Source organism: Caulobacter sp. GW821-FHT09B08, assembly GCF_059418225.1.
This window is the reverse complement of the sequence record NZ_JBWKPL010000003.1, coordinates 46021-65859: the sequence shown is the minus strand read 5'-3', so window position 1 is coordinate 65859 and position 19839 is coordinate 46021. Positions and strand designations below refer to the sequence as shown.

General features: G+C 68.3%; 20 protein-coding genes and 1 tRNA gene. 8 read left to right on the top strand and 13 right to left on the bottom strand.

The window, feature by feature from the left end; all coding sequences use genetic code 11:
* Window positions 1-6: 6 nt before the first annotated feature.
* From AC07OA_RS10885 to AC07OA_RS10875, 3 genes are read right to left on the bottom strand one after another with little or no spacing between them, the layout of a single operon-like run.
* Window positions 7-567 carry a demethoxyubiquinone hydroxylase family protein gene (locus AC07OA_RS10885; protein WP_494663825.1) on the bottom strand — a complete coding sequence of 187 codons (561 nt, stop codon included), beginning with the start codon at window positions 565-567 and terminating at the stop codon, window positions 7-9.
* 2 nt (window positions 568-569) lie between these two features.
* Window positions 570-1187 (bottom strand): disulfide bond formation protein B, encoded by a 618-nt coding sequence (locus tag AC07OA_RS10880; protein ID WP_494663824.1) that lies wholly within the window; start codon window positions 1185-1187, stop codon window positions 570-572.
* Window positions 1184-1786, bottom strand: a complete 603-nt coding sequence (locus AC07OA_RS10875; protein WP_494663823.1) for a YqaA family protein — start codon at window positions 1784-1786, stop codon at window positions 1184-1186. Before AC07OA_RS10875 ends, AC07OA_RS10880 begins: the two co-directional genes overlap by 4 nt.
* 161 nt (window positions 1787-1947) lie before the next feature.
* Here AC07OA_RS10875 and AC07OA_RS10870 point away from each other — a divergent pair, with 161 nt between their 5' ends.
* Both AC07OA_RS10870 and AC07OA_RS10865 read left to right on the top strand, forming a co-directional pair.
* On the top strand, window positions 1948-2202 hold the full coding sequence (locus AC07OA_RS10870; protein WP_494663822.1) for a DUF3297 family protein: 255 nt from the start codon (window positions 1948-1950) through the stop codon (window positions 2200-2202).
* A 4-nt stretch (window positions 2203-2206) separates the two neighbouring features.
* A complete protein-coding gene (locus AC07OA_RS10865) occupies window positions 2207-2629 on the top strand; it encodes a hypothetical protein (protein ID WP_494663821.1) in 423 nt (140 codons plus the stop codon).
* Between the two features lie 9 nt (window positions 2630-2638).
* Here the strand turns inward: AC07OA_RS10865 and AC07OA_RS10860 are convergent, their stop codons facing one another.
* The gene (locus AC07OA_RS10860; protein ID WP_494663820.1) at window positions 2639-2821 is read right to left on the bottom strand and encodes a DUF3606 domain-containing protein; all 183 of its coding nucleotides are present in this window, start codon (window positions 2819-2821) and stop codon (window positions 2639-2641) included.
* Between the two features lie 107 nt (window positions 2822-2928).
* Between AC07OA_RS10860 and AC07OA_RS10855 the strand changes: the two genes are divergently transcribed.
* From AC07OA_RS10855 to AC07OA_RS10845, 3 genes are all read left to right on the top strand, one after another.
* Entirely contained in the window at window positions 2929-3171 is a 243-nt protein-coding gene (locus AC07OA_RS10855) for a hypothetical protein (protein WP_494664298.1), read from the top strand.
* Between the two features lie 133 nt (window positions 3172-3304).
* A complete protein-coding gene (locus AC07OA_RS10850; protein ID WP_494663819.1) occupies window positions 3305-4093 on the top strand; it encodes a hypothetical protein in 789 nt (262 codons plus the stop codon).
* A 193-nt stretch (window positions 4094-4286) separates the two neighbouring features.
* Complete coding sequence (locus AC07OA_RS10845) at window positions 4287-4796, top strand: MarR family winged helix-turn-helix transcriptional regulator (protein ID WP_494663818.1); 510 nt, start codon at window positions 4287-4289, stop codon at window positions 4794-4796.
* On the opposite strand, the gene AC07OA_RS10840 is transcribed toward AC07OA_RS10845, so the two are convergent.
* Window positions 4793-5788: a P1 family peptidase gene (locus tag AC07OA_RS10840; RefSeq protein WP_494663817.1), complete on the bottom strand. Its 996-nt coding sequence runs from the start codon at window positions 5786-5788 to the stop codon at window positions 4793-4795. The genes AC07OA_RS10845 and AC07OA_RS10840 overlap by 4 nt on opposite strands.
* A 143-nt stretch (window positions 5789-5931) precedes the next feature.
* On the opposite strand from AC07OA_RS10840, the gene AC07OA_RS10835 reads away from it, so the two are divergent.
* Window positions 5932-6016 (top strand) — tRNA-Leu (locus tag AC07OA_RS10835).
* A 52-nt stretch (window positions 6017-6068) separates the two neighbouring features.
* Here AC07OA_RS10835 and AC07OA_RS10830 read toward each other — a convergent pair.
* From AC07OA_RS10830 to kduI, 5 genes are all read right to left on the bottom strand, one after another.
* Complete coding sequence (locus AC07OA_RS10830; RefSeq protein WP_494663816.1) at window positions 6069-6890, bottom strand: HTH domain-containing protein; 822 nt, start codon at window positions 6888-6890, stop codon at window positions 6069-6071.
* Between the two features lie 179 nt (window positions 6891-7069).
* Window positions 7070-8008: a DUF4861 family protein gene (locus AC07OA_RS10825; protein ID WP_494663815.1), complete on the bottom strand. Its 939-nt coding sequence runs from the start codon at window positions 8006-8008 to the stop codon at window positions 7070-7072.
* A gap of 11 nt (window positions 8009-8019) precedes the next feature.
* Window positions 8020-8781: a FadR/GntR family transcriptional regulator gene (locus AC07OA_RS10820; protein WP_494663814.1), complete on the bottom strand. Its 762-nt coding sequence runs from the start codon at window positions 8779-8781 to the stop codon at window positions 8020-8022.
* A gap of 39 nt (window positions 8782-8820) precedes the next feature.
* Entirely contained in the window at window positions 8821-10002 is a 1182-nt protein-coding gene (locus AC07OA_RS10815; RefSeq protein WP_494663813.1) for a glycoside hydrolase family 88/105 protein, read from the bottom strand.
* Window positions 10003-10063: 61 nt separating this feature from the next.
* Window positions 10064-10912, bottom strand: coding sequence for a 5-dehydro-4-deoxy-D-glucuronate isomerase (gene kduI / locus AC07OA_RS10810; protein ID WP_494663812.1), 849 nt, complete (start codon window positions 10910-10912; stop codon window positions 10064-10066).
* Between the two features lie 342 nt (window positions 10913-11254).
* On the opposite strand from kduI, the gene AC07OA_RS10805 reads away from it, so the two are divergent.
* Window positions 11255-13657, top strand: a complete 2403-nt coding sequence (locus tag AC07OA_RS10805) for a TonB-dependent receptor (RefSeq protein ID WP_494663811.1) — start codon at window positions 11255-11257, stop codon at window positions 13655-13657.
* Window positions 13658-13816: 159 nt separating this feature from the next.
* Window positions 13817-16123, top strand: a complete 2307-nt coding sequence (locus AC07OA_RS10800; RefSeq protein ID WP_494663810.1) for a transglycosylase domain-containing protein — start codon at window positions 13817-13819, stop codon at window positions 16121-16123.
* A 103-nt stretch (window positions 16124-16226) separates the two neighbouring features.
* Here AC07OA_RS10800 and AC07OA_RS10795 read toward each other — a convergent pair whose 3' ends face one another.
* From AC07OA_RS10795 to AC07OA_RS10785, 3 genes are all read right to left on the bottom strand, one after another.
* A complete protein-coding gene (locus AC07OA_RS10795; protein ID WP_494663809.1) occupies window positions 16227-16997 on the bottom strand; it encodes a FadR/GntR family transcriptional regulator in 771 nt (256 codons plus the stop codon).
* Between the two features lie 61 nt (window positions 16998-17058).
* Window positions 17059-18636 carry a DHA2 family efflux MFS transporter permease subunit gene (locus AC07OA_RS10790; protein WP_494663808.1) on the bottom strand — a complete coding sequence of 526 codons (1578 nt, stop codon included), beginning with the start codon at window positions 18634-18636 and terminating at the stop codon, window positions 17059-17061.
* A gap of 41 nt (window positions 18637-18677) precedes the next feature.
* Window positions 18678-19793 (bottom strand): HlyD family secretion protein, encoded by a 1116-nt coding sequence (locus AC07OA_RS10785; protein WP_494663807.1) that lies wholly within the window; start codon window positions 19791-19793, stop codon window positions 18678-18680.
* Window positions 19794-19839: the final 46 nt, after the last annotated feature.

Sequence of the window (19839 nt, the reverse complement as noted above, 5' to 3'; positions counted from 1 at the left end):
CGCCGGTCAGATCTTCTCGCTGATCTTGATGGCCGCGCGACAGCCGGCCTTGATCACCGCCGACAGCAGCGGATAGGCCGGGGCCTCCAGCGCGCCTTCCTCGATGGCGATCTCTTTGTGGTGCAGCTCGTCGTCGCGGAACTGGCTGAGCTCGGCGGCCAGGGCCGGGTCGCGGGCCTCCAGCTCGGCGATCTGGCCGGCATAGTGCTGTTCGATCACCGTCTCGACGGCCTCGGTGCAGGCGTGAGCGGCTTTCTCGCCCAAGAGGGCGGTGCCGGCGCCCAGGGCGAAGGCGGCCGCGCGCCAGACCGGCGACATCAGGGTGGGGCGCACGCCGCGCTCGCCCAGCAGTTCGTTGAAGCGGCTCAGGTGGACCTGCTCGTGGCCCTCCATCTCTTGCAGCTGGTCGGCGATCCGCTCGCGGCCGGGCGCCTGGCGCATCACCGCCTGCTGGCCGCGATAGATGTGGACGGCGGCCAGTTCGCCGGCCTGGTCGACCCGCAGGATCTCGGCCAGCCGCGCCTTCTGGGCGCCGAATCCGGGGCGGGGAGGGACGGGCTGGCTCATGCTCACGCGGCCTTCTTGCGCAGGCCTGCATAGGCCGAGGCGACAGCCAGGCCTAGCGAGATCACGGCGTTCCAGCCGGCCATCGACAGGCCCAGAAACACCCAGACGGCCTTGTCGCACGAGGGGGCCTTGATCGTGGCGCCCTTCAGCATGGCCACCAGGTCGCTGGCCTTGGCCGCGCCGCCGCCCGCGCAGGCGGCGGGACCGGGCCACCACTTCCACTCCGCGCCGGCGTGATAGGCCGCCAGGCCCGCGCCGTACAGGAAGCCGACGCCCAGCAGCAGGATCAGCGGCTTGCGCACGCGGTCGGCCAACGGCGTGCGCGACAGCACAACGCCGATCAGGGCCACGGTCCCGGTCACCCAATAGACTTCGCGCTGCTTGAGGCACAGCAGGCACGGGGCCAGCTTGCCGAAGGTCTCGAAGGCGTGGGCCGTGCCCAGCATGAAGGCGCAGGCGGCCAGGGCCAGGGCGGGCCAATGCTCGGCGGCCAGATCGAGCGCGCCGCGAGTCGAGGCGAGGGCCGGTGCGACATGGGCCGGACCCGTGGCGCGGACCTCGGTGATCCGGGGCTCGACGTCTCCGACTGGCTCGACTTCCCCGACGTTCTCGATCGTCACCCGCACGCTCCGCCACTGCTTCCACCCAAGAAGTGGCTCGCCGTGAGGCCGATGACAAGCAGGGCGATGAGGATGCCGGCGAACAGGGCCAGGCGCTTTTCGATCACCGGCATCATGGCCGGGCCGAATTTCTTGACCACCCAGGCCACCAGGAAGAAGCGCGCCCCCCGCGTCGCCACGCAGGCGGCGATGAAGATCGGGAAGCTGAACTGCAGCAGGCCCGAGGTGATGGTCACCAGCTTGAACGGAATGGGGGTGAAGCCCTTGGCGATGATCACCCACGAGCCCCACTGGCGGTACCAGCATTCGGCGTCGGCCAGGGCGTTGGGCTTGCCCAGCACCGCCAGCAGCTTCTGGGCCGCGTCGTGGAAGAAGAAGCCGATGCCATAGCCCACGATGCCGCCCAGCACCGAGGCCAGGGTGCACAGCGCCGCGTAGCGCCAGGCCTTCTCCGGCTTGGCCAGCACCATCGGCGCCAGCATCACGTCGGGCGGCACGGGGAAGATCGAGCTTTCCGCGAACGAGATCGCGAACAGGCTGGCGGGGGCGTGACGGGAGGCGGCCAGGCTCATGACCCAGTCGTAGAGGCGACGCAGCATGCGAGCTCCGAATAGAGAATGCGCCGTAGCTAGCAGCGGGGCGTGATCTTGTCGCGACGGTTCGCGCGATCTGGCGCAATCCTATTGGAATTGCGGCCTCACGTGGCTATCACGCCCGTTCGACGGCGTTAGCCGCCCAGAATTCTTCGAAAGACCATCCCATGAGCGACACGCTTCCCGACCGCCTGGCCTCCAATCCCTCGAGCCCCTATTACGACGCCGACGTGCTGGAACGCGGCGTGGGCATCGTCTTCAACGGCGCCGAGAAGACCAATGTCGACGAATACTGCGTCAGCGAGGGCTGGATCCGCGTCACCGCCGGCAAGGCCGTCGACCGCAAGGGCAACCCGATGACCATCAAGCTGCAGGGCAAGGTCGAGCCGTACTGGCGCAACGACAACGCCGAAGAGGCGTAAGGCCATGGCCCCGCGCCGCCTGATCGACCTGCCCGGCTTCGCCGACCTGGAGACCCGGGCGCTGATGAAGCCGTCGTTCGCCGAGCCCGAGGCGCGGGCCCAGTTTCCAGAGATCGACCAGCTGGCGCGCGACACCTTCGGCCTCACCGCCGACGAGGCCGCCGCGATCCCCGATCCGCCGGGCTGGGACGGCATCGACGTCAAGTCGATGCGCGACCAGGCCGACCAGTTCGAGCTGGAGGGCTGGGACGTGATGGACGACAAGCGCCGGCCCTTACGGATCCTGGGCCATTTCAGCCACCCGCTGTGGCTGGCCCTGCGCGGCGTGGCCGGTCACCTGCCTTTCGAGCCCGAGCCGGACGAAAAGGACGTCTCGGGTTCGTCCCTGGCGGCCGAGGCGGCGAAGTTCCGGCGCGACAAGCGATAGGGAAGGGCGCTAGCGCTTCTTCCCCAGCTCGGCGCCGATGTCCTTGATCGAATTGCCGACCTTGCGGTGGGCGGCGACCAGCTGATCCTTGGTGACGCCCCAGCGTTTCATCCAGTATTCGAGCTGATGGCGTTCGCGGGGATCCAGGCGATCCTCGTCGCGGAAGTCGCGTTTGCCTTTCGGGGCGCCCATCGTCGTCTCCTTGGCTGTCGTCGGCGGGCCTAGCCCGCGCCGCGCGCCTTGTCGAGGCGACGATCAGACAACGGAAAGGCGCCATGAGCGATCCCGACCTCGAATCGATGGCCCAGGACGAGCTGTCGCGCGCCATGACCCTGAGCTGGCGCGACCTGAACAAGGTGATCCCCTGGGGCGACACCTTCGAGGGCATTTCGCCGGCCGGCCGCAATGTCGAGGTCGAGCGGAACTATCTGTGGGCCGACCAGCCGGGCGGCGACATTCTGTGCGAAGTGGCCGTCTACGGCGGTCCCAGCCGCTACGACCAGGGCGCCCGCGCCAGGGGCGTCATCGCCCGGCAGGGGTGACGGACGCCTCCGTTCGCGGCGGATATTCTCCTGTCAGGTGAAAAGCCCCCGGATCGCATAACCTTGGTCGTGCAAGCTGCGCCGGCTTGCGTTAACCATAGGACTCTTGATGCCTGCTGCTGGAGGGGGTCCGGTGTACCAGTCTGAGTTTCCCGTCGATACGCCGGTTCCGATCTTCGATCCCACCCTGCTGGTCGGCATCGCCCTGGTCGTGGCGGCGGTCGCCATCCTGACCTTCTACATCGGCAAATATGTCGGCGGGAAAGGGCGCGACGACCGTTGGCGCGACGTGCCCAAGACCATCCACGACGCCATCAAGGCCAAGTGCGTGGCCGCCACCAGCGCCCCGTCCTCCGAACTGGAGCGCAAGGCCGAGGAACTGGTCGAGGAGGTGCAGAAGCGCCTGGGTCCGATTCTGGCGTTCGGCGGTCCCTGCGCCAAGGCGCTGAAGGGAATCACCGAGGCCTTCAAGGGCGAGCCGCCCGAGGACAAGTCCAAGGAGAAGGACAAGGCCAAGGACAAGGGCGCTCACGGCAAGAAGGACGACAAGCACGGAGGTGGCCACGGCGGCCACGGCCACGACGCCCCCAATGACGGCCACGGCCACAAGACCGAGGCCGAGCTGGAGCTGGCGGCGGCCAACGTCACCATCCTGGGCGGCCAGACCCTGGTGCTGACCGGCCATCGTCCGGCCCCGGAGCCGGGCCATGGCGGACACGGCGACCACAAGGAAGAAGAGTGCGAATGCCCGCCGGTGCTTGACCGCAAGGAATATCAGCGCCAACTCCGTATGGCCGTTGTGGAATTTTCCGATTTCTGGAGCCGTGGCGATTGCCTGAACGAACTTCAACGCTGCCAGAAGGCCCTGACCAAGACCGATGCGTTCGACAGGCACGGCGGCAAGGGCGACCACGGTCACTGATCCATTTCGAGGGGGCGCCCCTTCGCTGGGCGTCCAGGCGGTCGAATGCACAACCGCCAAGCGAAACGCCGGCTTTCCTGTCCCCGGGCTTGGCCATGATTGAGCCGCGCCCGCGCCCCGCGCCAGATCGGGCCTCGTCGACGCGAGCGACCGCCAGAGTCGCGGGCGTCTGGAGGACGGAAGGAAACAGGGCATGGCCGCGACGGTCTCACCGATGACTCAGACACCCCCCGAAGGCGCGCCCGAGCACGTCTCGCTGGCCGACTATCTGCCTTATCAGTTGGCCACGGCGTCCACCGCCGTCAGCCGCCTGATCGCTCGCGCCTATGAAGACCGTTTCGGCCTCAGCATCCCGCAATGGCGGCTGATGTCGGTGCTGGCCGAAGGCCCGCTGACCCAGCAGGCCGCCGTCGTGCGCACGGCCATGGACAAGGTGCGCGTCAGCCGCGCGGCCCAGGATCTGGTCGAGCGCCGCCTGGCCGTGCGTCTCAGCAACCGCGTCGACCGCCGCTCGCACAGCCTGGAGCTCACCGCCGCCGGCCGTCGCCTGTTCGCCGAGATCGTGCCCCTGGCGCGAGCCTACGAGGCCGCCCTGCTGGCCGGCCTGGCCCCGGGCGAGGTGGCGACGCTGAAGCGCCTGCTGGGCCGGCTGGAGATCGCCGCCGGCACGCTTTATGGGGCCGATACCGCGCCGGGCGGCTAGCGCGCCTCGAACACCCCGCGCGCGATGGCCCGGGCCAGGGCGTCGGCGGCCGCCGAGCCCAGCCTGGCGATCGTCAGGGCGCGCCTAGCGTCGTTCTCGATCTCGACCGCGCCTGAAGAGAGGGCGAACACCACGTCGCCGTCGAAGGGCGTGTGGACCGGGCGGATGGCGCGCGCCAGGCCGTCCTGGGCCATCATCGCCACGCGCGTCGCCTCGGCGGTGGTCAGAGCCGCGGTGGTCGCCACCACGGCCAGGGTGGTGTTGGCGCCGGCGTTGAAGCGGTTGAGGGCCGCCAGCTTGGTGTCGTCCGGCACGGGCTCGACCGCCGCCGCCAGGGCGCCGGGCCTGCGCCCACCGAACTCGCCGTCGATCTCGAAGGGCCAGGCCCAGAAGGTCCCGCCGTCGGCCATGTAGACCGAGCCCACCGGATTGACCGCCGCCAGGGCGCCCACGATCAGGCCTTCGCCCAGGTCCAGCGAGGCCGAGCCGATCCCGCCCTTGTGGACCCCGGCCACCGCGCCGCGTCCGGCCCCGACCGAGCCCAGCGGGAAGTCCTGGCCGGCGTCCGTCACCGCCGCCAGGCCCAGGCTCCGATAGGGCGGCTCCAGGCCCCAGGCCTTGTCGCCGCCGTTGCCCAGGTCGTGCAGCACCGCGCCCGGTACGATGGGGATGGCCGGCACGTCGGGCAGGCGCTTGATGCCGTGGCCCGCCGCCGACAGCGCCGCCGCCACCCCGTCGGCCGCCCCCAGGCCGAACACCGAACCGCCCGACAGGGTCACGGCATGGGCGCGGCTGAAATTGTTCTCGGGCCGCAGCACGTCGCTCTCGCGGACTCCCGGACCGCCGCCGCGCACGTCCACAGCGGCGACCCAGCCCTCGGGGCAGAGCAGCACCGTCACGCCGCTGCGCACAGCCTCGTCCGTCGCGTGGCCCACGGTCAGGCCGGGCACGTCGGTGATCAGGTTGCGAGGGCCGGGGCGGGGCTGGGACAAGGCGACTCTCCTGCGCGCGGCGCGAGCATCGGCCGGAAGGCGTCGACAGAAAAGCACCAAAGGAAAGACATCGCGACGACTGGAACTTCCGCCATGCCTTTGCTAGACAAGCCTCCCTTCGCCGACCCAGGTCGGATCGAAGCGCGGGCGTGGTGAAACTGGTAGACGCGCCGGACTCAAAATCCGGTTCCGAAAGGAGTGTCGGTTCGACCCCGACCGCCCGCACCAACTCCTTCCTCCATCGACGGAAGCGAACTGCCTCGGCCGGGTGCTGTTCATTTCAGTCCAAACCCATATTTCTGCGAATTTCTTCGAGAAGCGCCTGCTTTTTTCTTTTTTCAATTTGAGGATCCGTTACCTGAACGAATTCTACGGCAGAAAAATTGTCGCCTCGCTTTCGATTTAATGGAGGTTCAAGGCTTTCAATTAGTAGGGCCTCCATAGTCTCTATTACTACATCGTGAGTCCAGGGGACATTTTCTTCAATAAGTATCCCGGTGTCGCTGACCCCGCGAAGCCCAAACCAGGAAAATCTATCCCATCTGCCGGACAATCGATCGGAAGTGTGGGCTTTCAATCTAATGTAGAGATTATCTGTAGCGCGCCCAACATAAATTACACGATCTCTATCATGTAGTAGATATACGCCGACTTGATCTGAAAAATTCACGTCGGATGCGCCCGTGCCTTGTCGGCCTATCAGGCGAGGTGTTCCGCTCCAAACAACGTCATCACGCTTCCAATACATTCCAAAAGCTCTTAGGGCTCCGGTTTCTGTTTGTTCAGCTGCGTTGGAGTTTTTGGAATCTTCCGATTGCGTTTTGCTTTCAACTTTTATTTTAACTGTAAAGAGGCCTCTAGAGACCTTTACGAAGGGGGTTTCATCGTCTCGAAGGGAAGTGCTTAGCGTTGCTGCTACAGTCTGAGCAGGTGTTGCGCCCCCATTCTTTCGAAGGCCAGCATTTAGGATACGATCTGATATTTCTGACGGCGAGAGCGCGCTATCTGCCTGCGCCAACACCCGTTGCGTCGCTTCCAGCCATGACATGTCTCGTGCAGCGGGGGCGGTCGCGGTATCACTCGTTTTCGGCGCTTTGCCCATCGTTCACTCCCTCCAAACTTGTTTTTGGATCACATGACGATCGATCTCGCGCAAGGCGTAGCTATGACAAAGGGGAGTGAGCCGATCCGACAGAGGGAAATCTCCAAATTGGCGATCACCGAGTCCGCAAATCCGTTCACAGATGGGTGCTTGCGATATTGGGGGTAGTTCCGCGCGCCTCAGTGCGTCGGGTCGAAGTCCGGCGCCTGGGCCTTCACGTAGGCCTCCCAGCCCGCCCGGTCGTGGAAGTCCAGGCCTTTGTCCCAGGCCGCGCCCATGTAGTAGACGAACGGCTTGCCCGGCTCGACCTTGACCAGGACGATGTAGTTGTCGGCGTCCTGGCGCACCTCGACCAGGGCCTTGGGATCGACCATCAACGCTATGCCCATGGTGCCCTTCACCGGATCGGTGGGCTCCCAGTACGAAACCCGACCCGCGCCCAGATCCGCCTTGGTGAACACCCCGCCGGCGCCCTGATGGGTGGCCTTGCGCTTGCTGATGCCGATACCGACCACTAGCGGACCGGGCTTGTCGGAGCTGATGGTCGAGACCATCCGCGTGAAGTTCGTGCCCAGGGGCAGGGTGAAGGTGCGCGTCTCCCAGACCTTGCGGTCCACGTCGACCGGCCAGGGGGCGTAGGTGACCTTGAACTGGGCGACGTCGCCGCCGGTCTTGAGGATCTCGTAGGACTTCCAGTTGCGCGAGGTCCACAGCTTGTTGTCCTGCCAGACGCCCAGGCCGCCGGCGCCGCGGAAGGTGTTGACGTCGTAGAAGTCCATCCCCTCGCCGTGGAAGTCGTGCTGCTTGCCGGTCTTCAGCTGGCGCTCCATGAACGGCCAGCGCACCAGCTTGCCCCAGGCGTCGATCCCCGAGGTCGAGGGCGGCTCGGCGGCCTGCAGGGCCGGGCCGTAGATGCGGTGGGCGGTGCGGTCGTTCTCCCAGAGGATGTCGTCGTAGCGATAGGGCGCATAGGCGACGATGGCGCGGGGCTTCTGGCCCTCGGCGTCGGGCTTGGCTAGCACCGGCTCGACCAGGGGCGGCAGGGCTGCCTGGGCGTTGGCCAGGACAGGAGCGGAGAGGCACGCGGCGGCCGCGAGGGACAGGATCAGCTTGGACATGGGCGCTCGCTCTAGATCTCGGTGCGCCGAGCCAGCTCGCGGCGCTGCTCGGCCATCTTCTGGCGGGTCTGCTGGAGGGCGTCGAGTTCGGCCACGGCCAGCAGGTCGTCGATCACCTGGGCCAGGTGGGCGTGGATCGCCTGGCGGGCGGCCTTGGGATCGTGATCGCGCAGGGCCGCGACGATCGCGCGGTGCTCCTCGACGAAGTCGCCGCCGCCGTGGGCCCGAGCCCGCCGCAGCAGGGTCCCGCAGGTCGGCGACTGCTGGCGCAGGGCCCACAGGTCCTCGACCCCCGCCTCGATGGCGGCGTTGCCGGTGGCGCGGGCGATGGCCAGGTGGAACTCCTGCTCCAGCCGCTCGACCTCGTCGGGCGCGAAGCCGCGGGCCATCTGGCCGACGATCTGGTCCAGCTGGGCCAGTTGCTCGTCGGTGACCGTGGCCGCCGACAGGGCGCAGGCCTCGCCCTCGAACAATCGCCGCGCCTCGGTCAGCTCCAGAGCGCCGACCTCCATCTCGGACGGATCCTCGGTCCCCGGCGCGGCGACGGCGTTGACATAGACGCCCGAGCCCTGGCGCGCCTCGACCAGGCCCTGGAACTCCAGGGCGATCATGGCGTCGCGGATGGTGGGACGACTGACGCCGAAGTCGTCGGCAAGCTCGCGTTCGGACGGCAGCCTGTCGCCCGGCGCGTAGCGGCCGTCGTTGATGGCCGTGGCGATCGCGCGGGCGATCTGCTGGTAGAGCTTCTGGGTGTCTGGCGCGCCGGTGGTCATGCCAATCATCCTAACGGGGCGAAGGGGCGGAGCAATGCTTCACCGCTTGGCCGGAGGGAGCCGCGAGACCTCGCTGGCCGACAGCAGGAAGGCGCCGACGCCGTAGAGCTGGGTGTCGTCCGCCCCCACCTGGTCGGGGGCCACGCCCACGCGCTGCACCCAGCCCAGCTTGCCGTCGGGCTCGACCGCCGCCGTCAGGGCCTTCCAGCCCTTGTCGATGGCCGGCCGATACTCGGCGGCGGGCAGCAGGCCGTGGTTTACGCCCCAGGCCAGGCCGTAGACGAAGAAGCCCGTGCCGCTGGTCTCCGGCGTCTTCTGCGGCTCCAGCAGCGAGACCGGCCAGTAGCCCTGCTCGCCCTGCAGGGTGACGATCCTGGCGGCCATCTGCTTGAAGATCGCCTCGTAGCGTGGCCGGCTGGGATGGTCCTTGGGCAGGTCCTGCAGGATGCGGGCGAGGCCCGCGAACGCCCAGCCATTGCCCCGACCCCAGAAGATCTTGGCGCCGGCGTCGCTGCGCCGCGCGATGAAGCGGCTGTCGCGGAAATAGAGGTGCTCGTCCTTGTCGTAGAGCAGGTCGGTGGTGGCCCAGAACTCGCTGTCGGCATGGGCCAGGTAGCGCGGGTCCTGGGTCGACTTAGTCAGGGCGACCCAGGCGGGCGGGGCCATGAAGATGGCGTCGCTCCAGCACCAGCGCGCCTGGCAGTAGGGATCGCCGCCCTCGGGGGGCTTGGCGTCGAAGCCCAGGTCAACGGTGGAGGGCGCGGCCAGGACGGCGTCGAAGCGGGCGCGGGTGGGGGCGAGCTTCGCTGGGTCGTGGGTGCGATTGGCGGCCCAGATCCAGACGGCGCTCGTGGCGTCCGCGTCGGCGTGGCGCGGGCGCTTGTCGAAGCCCCAGCCCTCGGCCTGGCCGTGGGCGACGATAGCGTCGGCGTATTTGGCCTGGCCCGAGGCGTCAGCATAGGCGGAGAGGCCGATATAGAACGCCGCCTGGATCCAGTCGCGCGGGGCCTCGGTGTCGCGGCGGAACGACGAGGCGGGGATGTAGTCGAAGCTTCCCATGTGGGCCAGCTGCCAGTCGGCCACGTGGGCGCCGGCGGCCAGGACGGCGGCGTCGGGGCGTGTGGCGCTGGCGGCCGGCTTGGCGGGCGTCGCGGCGCAGGCGGGCAGGGCGCCCAGCAGGGCGGCGGTGGCCAGGAGGGCTCCCGTCAGGCGTCGCGGCATCGTCTCGTCTCCCCAATCTACTTCTTGGCGGTCGTTCTTGTCGTTGTCGGACCGTCCGCGCCTAGCGCAGGTCGGCCAGGGTCAGGTGGTCCATGTCGTCGAAGTCCAGGTTCTCGCCGCCCATCGACCAGACGAAGCGGTAGTCGGCCGTGCCCACGCCGCTGTGCATCGACCAGCTGGGCGAGAACACCGCCTCGCCGGCGTCCATGAACACCGTCCGGGGCTCGGAGGGTTCGCCCATGATGTGCATCACCCGGGCGGCCGGGGCGATGTCGAAATACATGTAGATCTCGCTGCGCCGGCCGTGGGTGTGGGGCGGCATGGTGTTCCAGACGTTGCCGGGCTCGAGCTCGGTGAAGCCCATGACCAGCTGGCAGGTCTCGACGACGCCCGGCCGGATGCTCTGGCGGATGACGCGGCGGTTGGCGGTCTTCTGGTCGCCGGCCTGGATCACGCGCGCCTCGGCCTTGCGCACCAGGCGGCTGGGATGGGCGGCGTGGGCCGGATAGCTGACGAAGTAGAACTTGGCGGGGGTTTCGGCCGACGCGCTGGCGAAGATCACCGACCGCACGCCGCGGCCGACATACAGGCTGTCGAGGGTGTCGAGGTCGTGGCCGTCGCCGTCCAGCTCGATCCGGCCCGGACCGCCGATGTTGATCACGCCTATCTCGCGGCGCTCGCAGAAATAGGCCGAGGCCAGGCGGCGGTCGGTGGGCAGGGGCAGGGGCTGGTCCAGCGGCGCGGCCGAGCCGACGACGGCGCGATCGACCTCGACATAGGTCGCCGAGACCTGGCCCGGGCGGAACAGGTCGCCGATCACAAAGGTGTCGCGCACGTCCGCCGCGCTCATCCGGCGCAGGCCGTCGCGATCCGTGGTGGACCGGAAGTTCATGCCGTCGGACCCGGTCATCGCGCCCGCTGCGCGCTGGGCGGCGAGGCCCTGCCGGTCTGTGCGTCGCGGATCATGCGCTCCCCCATTTGTGTGACCAATTTGGCATTACCAATTTGCCGCGCATCCGCAAAGCTAAATGACCATGGATCGTTCGATTTGGCAAAGCCGGCGAAGGGGTTCCGAGCTGTGACATCGATGGAGTTCAGTGTTTTCAATTATTTATCACGTAATGGCAACGTTGTCATAACTGGCTTGACAATTTAAGTGACCAATGGCCAATTTTGGCCTTACCAAAACTGGCGCTGATAATTGACCAAATAACCGGCCAGCGCCGCGCGAGGAAACGAAGGGGAGAGAAGCATGCAAGCGATTCAGCGTGTCCTGCTGGCGTCCACGGCCATGATCGCCGTCGCGGCCCTGTCAGGCGTGACCCAGGCCCAGACGGCCGGCGGCGATCCGTCGGTCCAGCTGGAAGAGATCATCGTCACCTCCACCAAGCGGGCCGAGCGCCTGCAGGACGTGCCGGTGTCGGTGACCGCCCTGACCCAGGACGTGATCGACCGCAACAACGTCCGCGAACTGGGCGATGTGGTGAAGCTGTCGCCGGCCATCTCGATCGACTACGGCAGCCAGCCGGGCAATTTCAGCATCAAGATGCGCGGCATCGGCACCTTCTCCAACGGCATCGCCGTGGAGTCCGACGTCGCGGTGGTCATCGACGACGTGCCGATCGGCTTCCAGGCCGCCGCCTTCAAGGACCTGATCGACGTGGAGCGGGTGGAGGTGCTGCGCGGCCCGCAGTCGACCCTGTTCGGCAAGAGCGCCATCGCCGGCGTGCTGAACATCGCCACCGCCGCCCCGTCCGATACCTTCGGGGGCAAGGCCATGCTGCTGACCACCGACGACGGCGAGAAGCGCGCGGGCTTCACGGTCACGGGCCCGGTCAACGACGACGTCCGCGTGCGCTTGACGGTGTCCAAGAGCGACTACGACGGCAATCTGAAGAACCTGACCACCGGCAAGAACGTCAACGGCAGCTCGGGCCTGACCGCCACGGCCAAGATCGAGTGGACCCCGACCGAGAACCTGACCCTGAGTCTCGCGCCACGGTTCAACCACAACGTCTCCAGCTGCTGCGCCAGCGCCATCACCGAGCTGACGCCGGGCCTCTACTATCAGGGCGAGCCTGGCTTCCCCGCGACCACCACCCTGCGCGGGATCACCATCGACAAGAACAACCACTTCATCCGCGCCGATGATCGCATCGGCGGCGGCAATTCGGAGGTGTTCGGCACGACGGGCCGCCTGGACTACGTGTTCGACGAGGGCTCGGCCCTGAAGGGCCACGTCCTGTCGTCGATCACCTCGCACGACCGCTGGAAGATGCGCGACTTCCAGGACATCGACGGCACCGACGTGCCGTTCCTGCTGGGCTTCCCGGTGGCCAGCCCCTCGGGGATCAACAGCGGCGCGGTGATCAACGGCTACTTCCACGCCTCGTCCTGGACGCAGGAGTTCCGCCTGACCTCGCCGGGCCAGGGCAAGCTGCGCTACGTGGCCGGCCTGTGGTACGCCAAGAACGACCTGGACCGGTTCCTGGATCGCGGTCCGGTGCTGCAGCTGGCCCGCTATCTGGCCGAAAGCACCAACGAGAACTATTCGGCCTACGCCAACGCCACCTACGACCTGACCGACAAGCTGAGCCTGACCGGCGGCGCCCGCTGGAACCGCCAGAAGATCAGCTACGACTTCGACAAGACCATCTTCGCCAGCACCGCCCCCGGCGCGGCCACCACCCACCAGTACTTCGGCAAGTCCGACCGTGACGACGCCGTCACCGGCAAGATCGGGGTCCAGTACAAGTGGACGCCGGACATCATGACCTTCGCCACCTATTCGACCGGCTACAAGGGTCAGGCCTACGACCTGGTCAGCACCTTCGACAGCCGGATCGCCGCCCAGATGCCGGTGCCGCCCGAAACGGCCAAGAACTACGAGCTGGGCTTCAAGAGCAGCCTCTTCGACCGCCGCGTCTACTTCAACGCCACCCTGTTCCGGGCCGACTACAAGGGCTTCCAGACCTCGGTGACCTCGTTCCTGCCCGACGGCACCTTCCTGACCTTCCTCAACAGCGTGGGCCAGCTGCGCACCCAGGGGCTGGAGCTGGACGCGGTGGCGCGGATCACCGCGAACTTCCGCCTGAACGGCGCCTTCGCCTATACCGACGCCACGGTCGTCGATTTCCCGAACGGCCCCTGCAACAACAGCCAGCCGGCCACGGCGGCTCTGCCGCTGCAGCCCGTCGGCTATGTGGGCGCGCCGGGCGAGTGCTACCGCACCCCCACCACCAACGGCCGGGTGCAGAACCTGGCGGGCAAGCGCCTGAACAATGTGCCCAAGTACAAGTTCAGCCTGGGCGGTCAGTACGACATCGACCTGCCCGACAGCGTGCCGTTCAAGGGCTTCATCGGCGCCAACATCCGCTGGCAGGACGACATCAACTTCTCGCTCAGCCAGGACCCGCGCACGATCCAGAAGGCCTACAGCGTCACCGACCTGAACCTCGGCATCGCCGACCGGGACGGCAAGTACAAGCTGACCGCCTTCGCCACCAATCTATTCGACAAACGCTACGCCCAGGGCCTGGGCAACGGCACGTCCGGCTACAGCAACCCGGCCATCCCGACCGCCCAGGGCAAGACCTGGTTCCCCGGTCGCGACGCCTTCCGCTACTTCGGCGCGCGCCTGGACGTGAACTTCTAGACCGCCTCCCGAGATCGTTCCCCCACTGAATGGCCGGACCTCCCCCAGGTCCGGCCAAATTTTTTGCGCGACACGACTGGGGCGCGTGCCGCCCTACGGATCGCTTGTGCTATTGCCGCGCTCTTGCTGGCGAACTTCCGCCGAACGAGTGCGATCCGAATGTCCGACGCCGCCGACGATCTCGAGCCCACCGACCCGACGCTGCCCGCCGGGACCCCGGACGAGACGGCCAAGCCCAAGCGCGTCCGCAAGCCCCGCGCCAAGGCCGCGACCGACGCCGCCGCGGCGGTCGTCGAGGGCGCTGAGCTCAAGCCGAAGCCGAAACGGTCCCGCGCCAAGCCGAAGCCGGTCGAGGCCGAAGCCGTCGAGACGCCCGCCGTGGAGGCCGCCGAACCTGTGGCGGTCGAGCTGGTCGAGGAGGCTCCGGCCGTCGTCGAGCCGGTCGAGCCCGAGGTCGTCGAGCCGCCCGTCGTCGAGGCCGCCGAGCCTCCGCCGCCCGTTCCGCCGTCCGCCAAGCCGCCGATCTGGAAGCGCCGGCCGTGGCTGATCGGCGGGGCGGCCGCCACCGTGCTGGTGGTGATCGCCGTGATCGCGTCGCTGCTCTGGTCGCTGCCCCTGGGCCGCGCCTTGGAGCCCCTGGCCAATCCGACCCTGGTGATCGTCGCCGCCGACGGCAAGCCGATCGCCCGGCGCGGTTCCTACAAGGAGGCCCCGGTCGACGTCTCCAAGCTGCCGGCCTATGTGCCGGGGGCCTTCATCGCCATCGAGGACCGGCGCTTCTACAAGCACATGGGCGTGGACCCCAAGGCGATCCTGCGGGCCGTGGGCGCCAACGCCAAGGCCGGCGGGGTGTCGGAGGGCGGCTCGACCATCACCCAGCAACTGGCCAAGAACGCCTTCCTGTCCAACAAGCGCACCTTCCGGCGCAAGATCCAGGAGGTGCTGATCGCCCTCTATCTGGACGCCCGGCTGTCCAAGGACGAGATCCTGTCGCGCTACCTGTCGTCGGTCTATTTCGGCGACGGCGCCTTCGGCCTGGGCGCGGCCTCGCGGCACTATTTCGACAAGTCGCCCGATCAGCTGACGGTGGGCGAGGCGGCCATGCTGGCGGGCCTGGTCAAGGCGCCGTCGCGCTGGGCCCCCACCGAGAACTTCGCCGGCGCCAAGACCCGGATGAAGGTGGTGCTGGGCGCCATGGTCGACACCGGCGTCATCACCGAGCGTCAGGCCAAGCTGGCCGTGAACCAGGTGCGCGTCGAGACCGGCCGCAAGAAGCTGCCCACCGGCTCGTACTTCGCCGACTGGGTCTTCCCCCAGGCCAAGGAGGTGTTCGAGAACACCTATGGCGAGACGATCGTTCGCACCACCCTGGACAGCGATCTCCAGGCACAGGCCGAGAAGATCCTGAACCAGGCCATCGCCCGCGACGGCAAGGTGCTGAACGTCACCCAGGGCGCCATCGTGGCCATGCGCAAGGACGGCAGCATCCTGGCGATGGTGGGCGGCCGCGACTACAAGGTCAGCCAGTTCAACCGCGCCGACGCCGACCGCCCGCCCGGCTCGGCCTTCAAGCTGTTCGTCTACCTGGCGGCCATCCGCCAGGGCATGACCGCCACCAGCCCGATCCTCGACGCCCCGGTGCAGGTCAGCGGCTGGACGCCCAAGAACCACGAAAGCAAGTACGCCGGGCGCGAGGTGCCGCTGATCACCGCCTTCGCCGCCTCGTCCAACGTGGCGGCCGTGCGCCTGGCCCACGACATCGGCCGCGACGCGGTGGTGCGCACCGCGCGTGACCTGGGCATCACCGACCCGATCCCCGACGACCTGACCCTGGCCCTCGGCACCGGCCCGATGAGCCTGGTGCGGCTGACGGCGGCCTATGCGGCCATCGACGCGGGCGAGGCCCCGATCATCCCGCACGGCCTGGCCGACTGGAAGAAGCCGGCCAACGTCCATCCGCTGACCAAGGCCGAACTCTTCAGCATGCGCGACCTGCTGCGCTCGGCCACCCAGCGCGGCACCGGCATCGAGGCCGCCATCCCCGGCGCCTTCGGCAAGACCGGCACCAGCCAGAACTACCGCGACGCCCTCTACGTCGGCTATGTCGGCGACATCGTGATCGGCGTGTGGGTGGGCAACGACGACAACAGCGCCATGAACGGCGTGGTCGGCGGCGGCTTGCCGGCCAAGATCTGGAAGAGCGTGGCCACCTACGCCGTCAACCGCAACGCCCCCAAGGCGGCGGAAGAAGTGGTGGGCGACGACGCGGTGTCGGCGGCCGAGGACGCGACGCTGGTGGGACCGGATGGGCTGCCGCTGGATCCGAACGCGGTTCCGGTGGAAGGCGTGGCTCCGGTCGCTCCGGCTGATCCGAACGCTCCGCCGCCGGCGGCCCCAGCAGCGCCCGCCGCTCCGCCGGTGGTCAATGTCCCTGCCGCGCCGACACCAGAGCGGCAGCCGGGCTAAGTCCAACGCGGCCGGGGACATGCCCTTGCGGCGTGTCCCCAAGTCTTGGCTCGGTGGATGCTGATGGGGACACGCCGCAAGGGCATGTCCCCGACGGTGGGCGCTACTTCGCCGCGCTCGCCGCCCGCAGCGCGATCTCTTCGCGCTTGGAGGCCAGCCGCTCGCGCGTCTGCTCCATGGCCTCCAGTTCGGCCGTCAACAGCAGGTTCTCGATCAGTCCGCCCAGGTGGGTCTGCATGGCGGCGCGGGCGGCCTTGGGGTCGCGGGTGCGCAGGGCCTCGATGATGTCCTGGTGCTCGTCGTTCAGCGGACGCTTGCGCACGTGCCGGGCCTTTTCCAGCATCTGCATGCACAGGCGCGACTTGTAGCGCAGGTCCCAGGTGTTCTCGACCACGCGGACGATGGCGCTGTTGCGGGTGGCCTGGGCGATGGAGATGTGGAACTGGCGGTCGGCCAGTTCGGACTGCTCCTTGGTGGCCTTCTCGCTGTTCATCTCGACGACCAGGGTCTCGAGATAGGCCAGCTCGTCGTCGGTGATCAGGGTGGCGGCCAGGGCCGCGCTCTCGCCCTCGAACAGGCGGCGGGCCTCGGCCTGATCGAAGGCCCCGATGTCGAGGTCGCGCGGCGGAGGCGGCGGCTGGCCGCCGGAGCGCACATAGACACCCGAGCCCTGGCGGGCTTCCAGCAGGCCGCGCATCTCAAGCGCGATCACGGCGCGGCGAACGGTGGGGCGGCTGACGCCGAATTCCTCGGCCAGGTCGCGCTCGGACGCCAGGCGCGAGCCGGGCTGATGACGGCCGTCCGCGATGGCCTCGCTGATCGACGCGGCGACCTGCTGGTAGAGGCGCAGAGGATTGGCGGTCGGCGTGGTCATCGTGTCTCGGGGCCCTCTCGACAGCGCTATCCTAGGTCGCGTCGAGAGGGAAGGGTAGCGGTCAGTCGGCGGGCGGCGGGGCGCCGCCGCCGCTCATGGCCTTGTTGGTCAGCCAGATGCAGGGGATCAGCAGCACGGTCAGCCAGGCCGAGGCGCGGAAGAAGTCCAGCGTGGCCAGCAAATAGGCCTGGTTGACCACCTGGGCCGTCGCCGCCCCCACGGCCTGGGCGTGGCTCATGCCGACCGCCTGCATGTGCTCGATGGCCTGGATCCAGGTGGGATCGTCCGAGGCCATGGTCTCGGCCAGGCGCGTCTGGTGCAGCGACTCACTACGGTCCCAGATGGTGGTGGCCAGCGAGGCGGCGAAGCTGCCGGCGGTGATCCGCGAGAAGTTCGACAGGCCCGAGGCGCTGGGCAGCTGGTGCGGCGCCACGCCGTTCAGCGAGATGGTCACCATCGACAGGAAGAAGGTGCTCATGGCCACGCCCTGCACCAGCATCGGCCAGACCAGGGCCCGGAAGTCGACGTCCGGCGTGAACTCCGAGCGCATGAAGAACGACAGGGCGAAGGCGGCCATCGACAGGGTGGCGGTCCAGCGCGCGTCGACCTTCTGCATCAGCCGGGCCATGAACGGCGTCAGGATCACCGCGACCACGCCGCTGGGCGCGGCCACCAGCCCCGCCCAGGTGGCGATGTAGCCCATGCGGGTCTGCAGCCACAGCGGCTGGAGCAGGTTGCTGCCGAAGAACACCGCGTAGCCCAGGCAGAAGGCCAGGGTGCCCAAGGCGAAGTTGCGCGACTTGAACAGCGACAGGTCGACGATCGGGTGCTTTTCGTGGGTCTCCCAGATGACCCAGGCGATGAAGCCGACGATGGCCACCAGGGTCTCGACCACGATGGCCGGCGAGTTGAACCAGTCGGCTTCCTTGCCGGTGTCCAGCATCACCTGCAGGGCGCCCACCCAGACCAGCAGCAGCATGAAGCCGGTGGTGTCTATGGGAACCTTGCGGGTGGGGGTCTCGCGGCTGCTCATGCCGCGCCAGCACAGGAAGGCGCACAGCAGGCCGACGGGCACGTTGATCAGGAAGATCCACGGCCAGGAGATGTTGTCGGAAATGTAGCCGCCCAAGATCGGCCCGCAGATCGGCGCCACCAGGGTGGTCATCGACCAGATCGCCAGGGCCGTGCCCCGTTTCTGGGGCGGGAAGATCATGATCAGCAGGGCCTGCGAGCCTGGGATCATCGGACCCGAGACCAGGCCCTGCAGCAGGCGGAAGGCGATCAGCGACGACAGGCTCCACGAGATCCCGCAGAGGAACGAGGCGATGGTGAACAGGATCACCGAGACCACGAAGGTCTTCACCACCCCGTAGCGGCCCATCAGCCAGCCGGTCAGGGGCACCGAGACGCCGTTGGCCACGGCGAACGAGGTGATCACCCAGGTGCCCTGGCTGGAGCTGACGCCCAGATTGCCGGCGATGGTCGGGATCGAGACGTTGGCGATGGTGCCGTCCAGCACCTGCATGAAGGTGCCCAGGGCCAGGGCCACGGCGGTGACGCCGAGGGTGACGCCCGTCAGGGGCGCGGGGCCCGCCGGCGCGGCGCCGGCGGGTGCGGGGGAGGAGTCCTGGTCGGCCATGCGGCGCTTCCTTGGGGGACTAAGAGACGCGGACTAGCGGACTATTTGGAAGTGTCGATCGTGGCCTTCATCGACAGGCCCACGCGCAGGGGGTGCTGCTTCAGCTCGGCCGGATCCAGGGCGATGCGGACGGGCAGGCGCTGGACCACCTTGATCCAGTTGCCCGATGCGTTCTGGGCCGGGATCAGCGAGAAGGCCGCGCCGGTGCCGCCCGACAGGCCGGTGACCCGGCCGTGGAACTTCACGCCGCCGCCGTAGAGGTCGGAGGTCAGCACCACCGGCTGGCCGATGGCCACCTTGTCCAGCTGCACTTCCTTGAAGTTGGCGTCGACATAGGCGTTGGTCGTCGGGACGATGGCCATCAGCGGCGCGCCGATCTGGACCTGCTGGCCCACCTGCACGGCCTTCTTGGAGACGACGCCGGCCAGGGGCGCGCGCAGCACGGTGCGGTCCAGGGCCAGTTGGGCGGAGGCAAGGCGCGCCTCGGCGGCGGCGACCTCGGGGTTCTTGTTGGCGGGCAGGCCCGAGATCAGGGCGGTGTTTACCTCGCGGCTGCCCTCGGCGGCGGCGCGGGTGGCCTTGGCCTGGGCCAGGGCGGCGCGGGCCTCGGTCAGGGCCGACTGGGCGTTGGTGAACTGGCTCTGGGCGGTTGTCAGTTCCTCGCCCGAGACGGCGCCGGAGTCGGCCAGGGCCTTGCGGCGGGACAGCTCCACGCGAGCCTGCTCCAGGCTGGCCTGGGCGCCGGTCACCCCGGCGTTGGCGCGGGCGATGTCGGCGTCGCGGGCGGCGACCTGGCCGGCCAGGGCGGTGTCGCTGGCGAAGTAGCCCTGCACCTTGCGCTGGGCCTGGCCGAGGGCGGCCTGGGCGGCCAGGACGGCGATCCTGGCGTCGGCGTCGTCGATCACCACCAGCGGCTGGCCGGCGGCGACGACCTGGGTCTCGGAGACCAGCACCTTGGCGACCGGACCGCTGATCAGCGGCGTCACCTGGGCGACCTCGGCCCCGACATAGGCGTTGTCGGTCTCGACGTGGTTCGCGCCGATGAAGACGGCGTAGAGGACCCAGAGCACGATCCCCACCACCACGACGGCGGCGAGGCCGGTCAGCAGCTGGCGGCGGTTGTTCGGCTTGGAAGGGGAGGCGGCGGTGTCGGCCATTGGGATCGTCCTGAAGGCGCGAAAACGGGAAACGGCGGAAATCGGT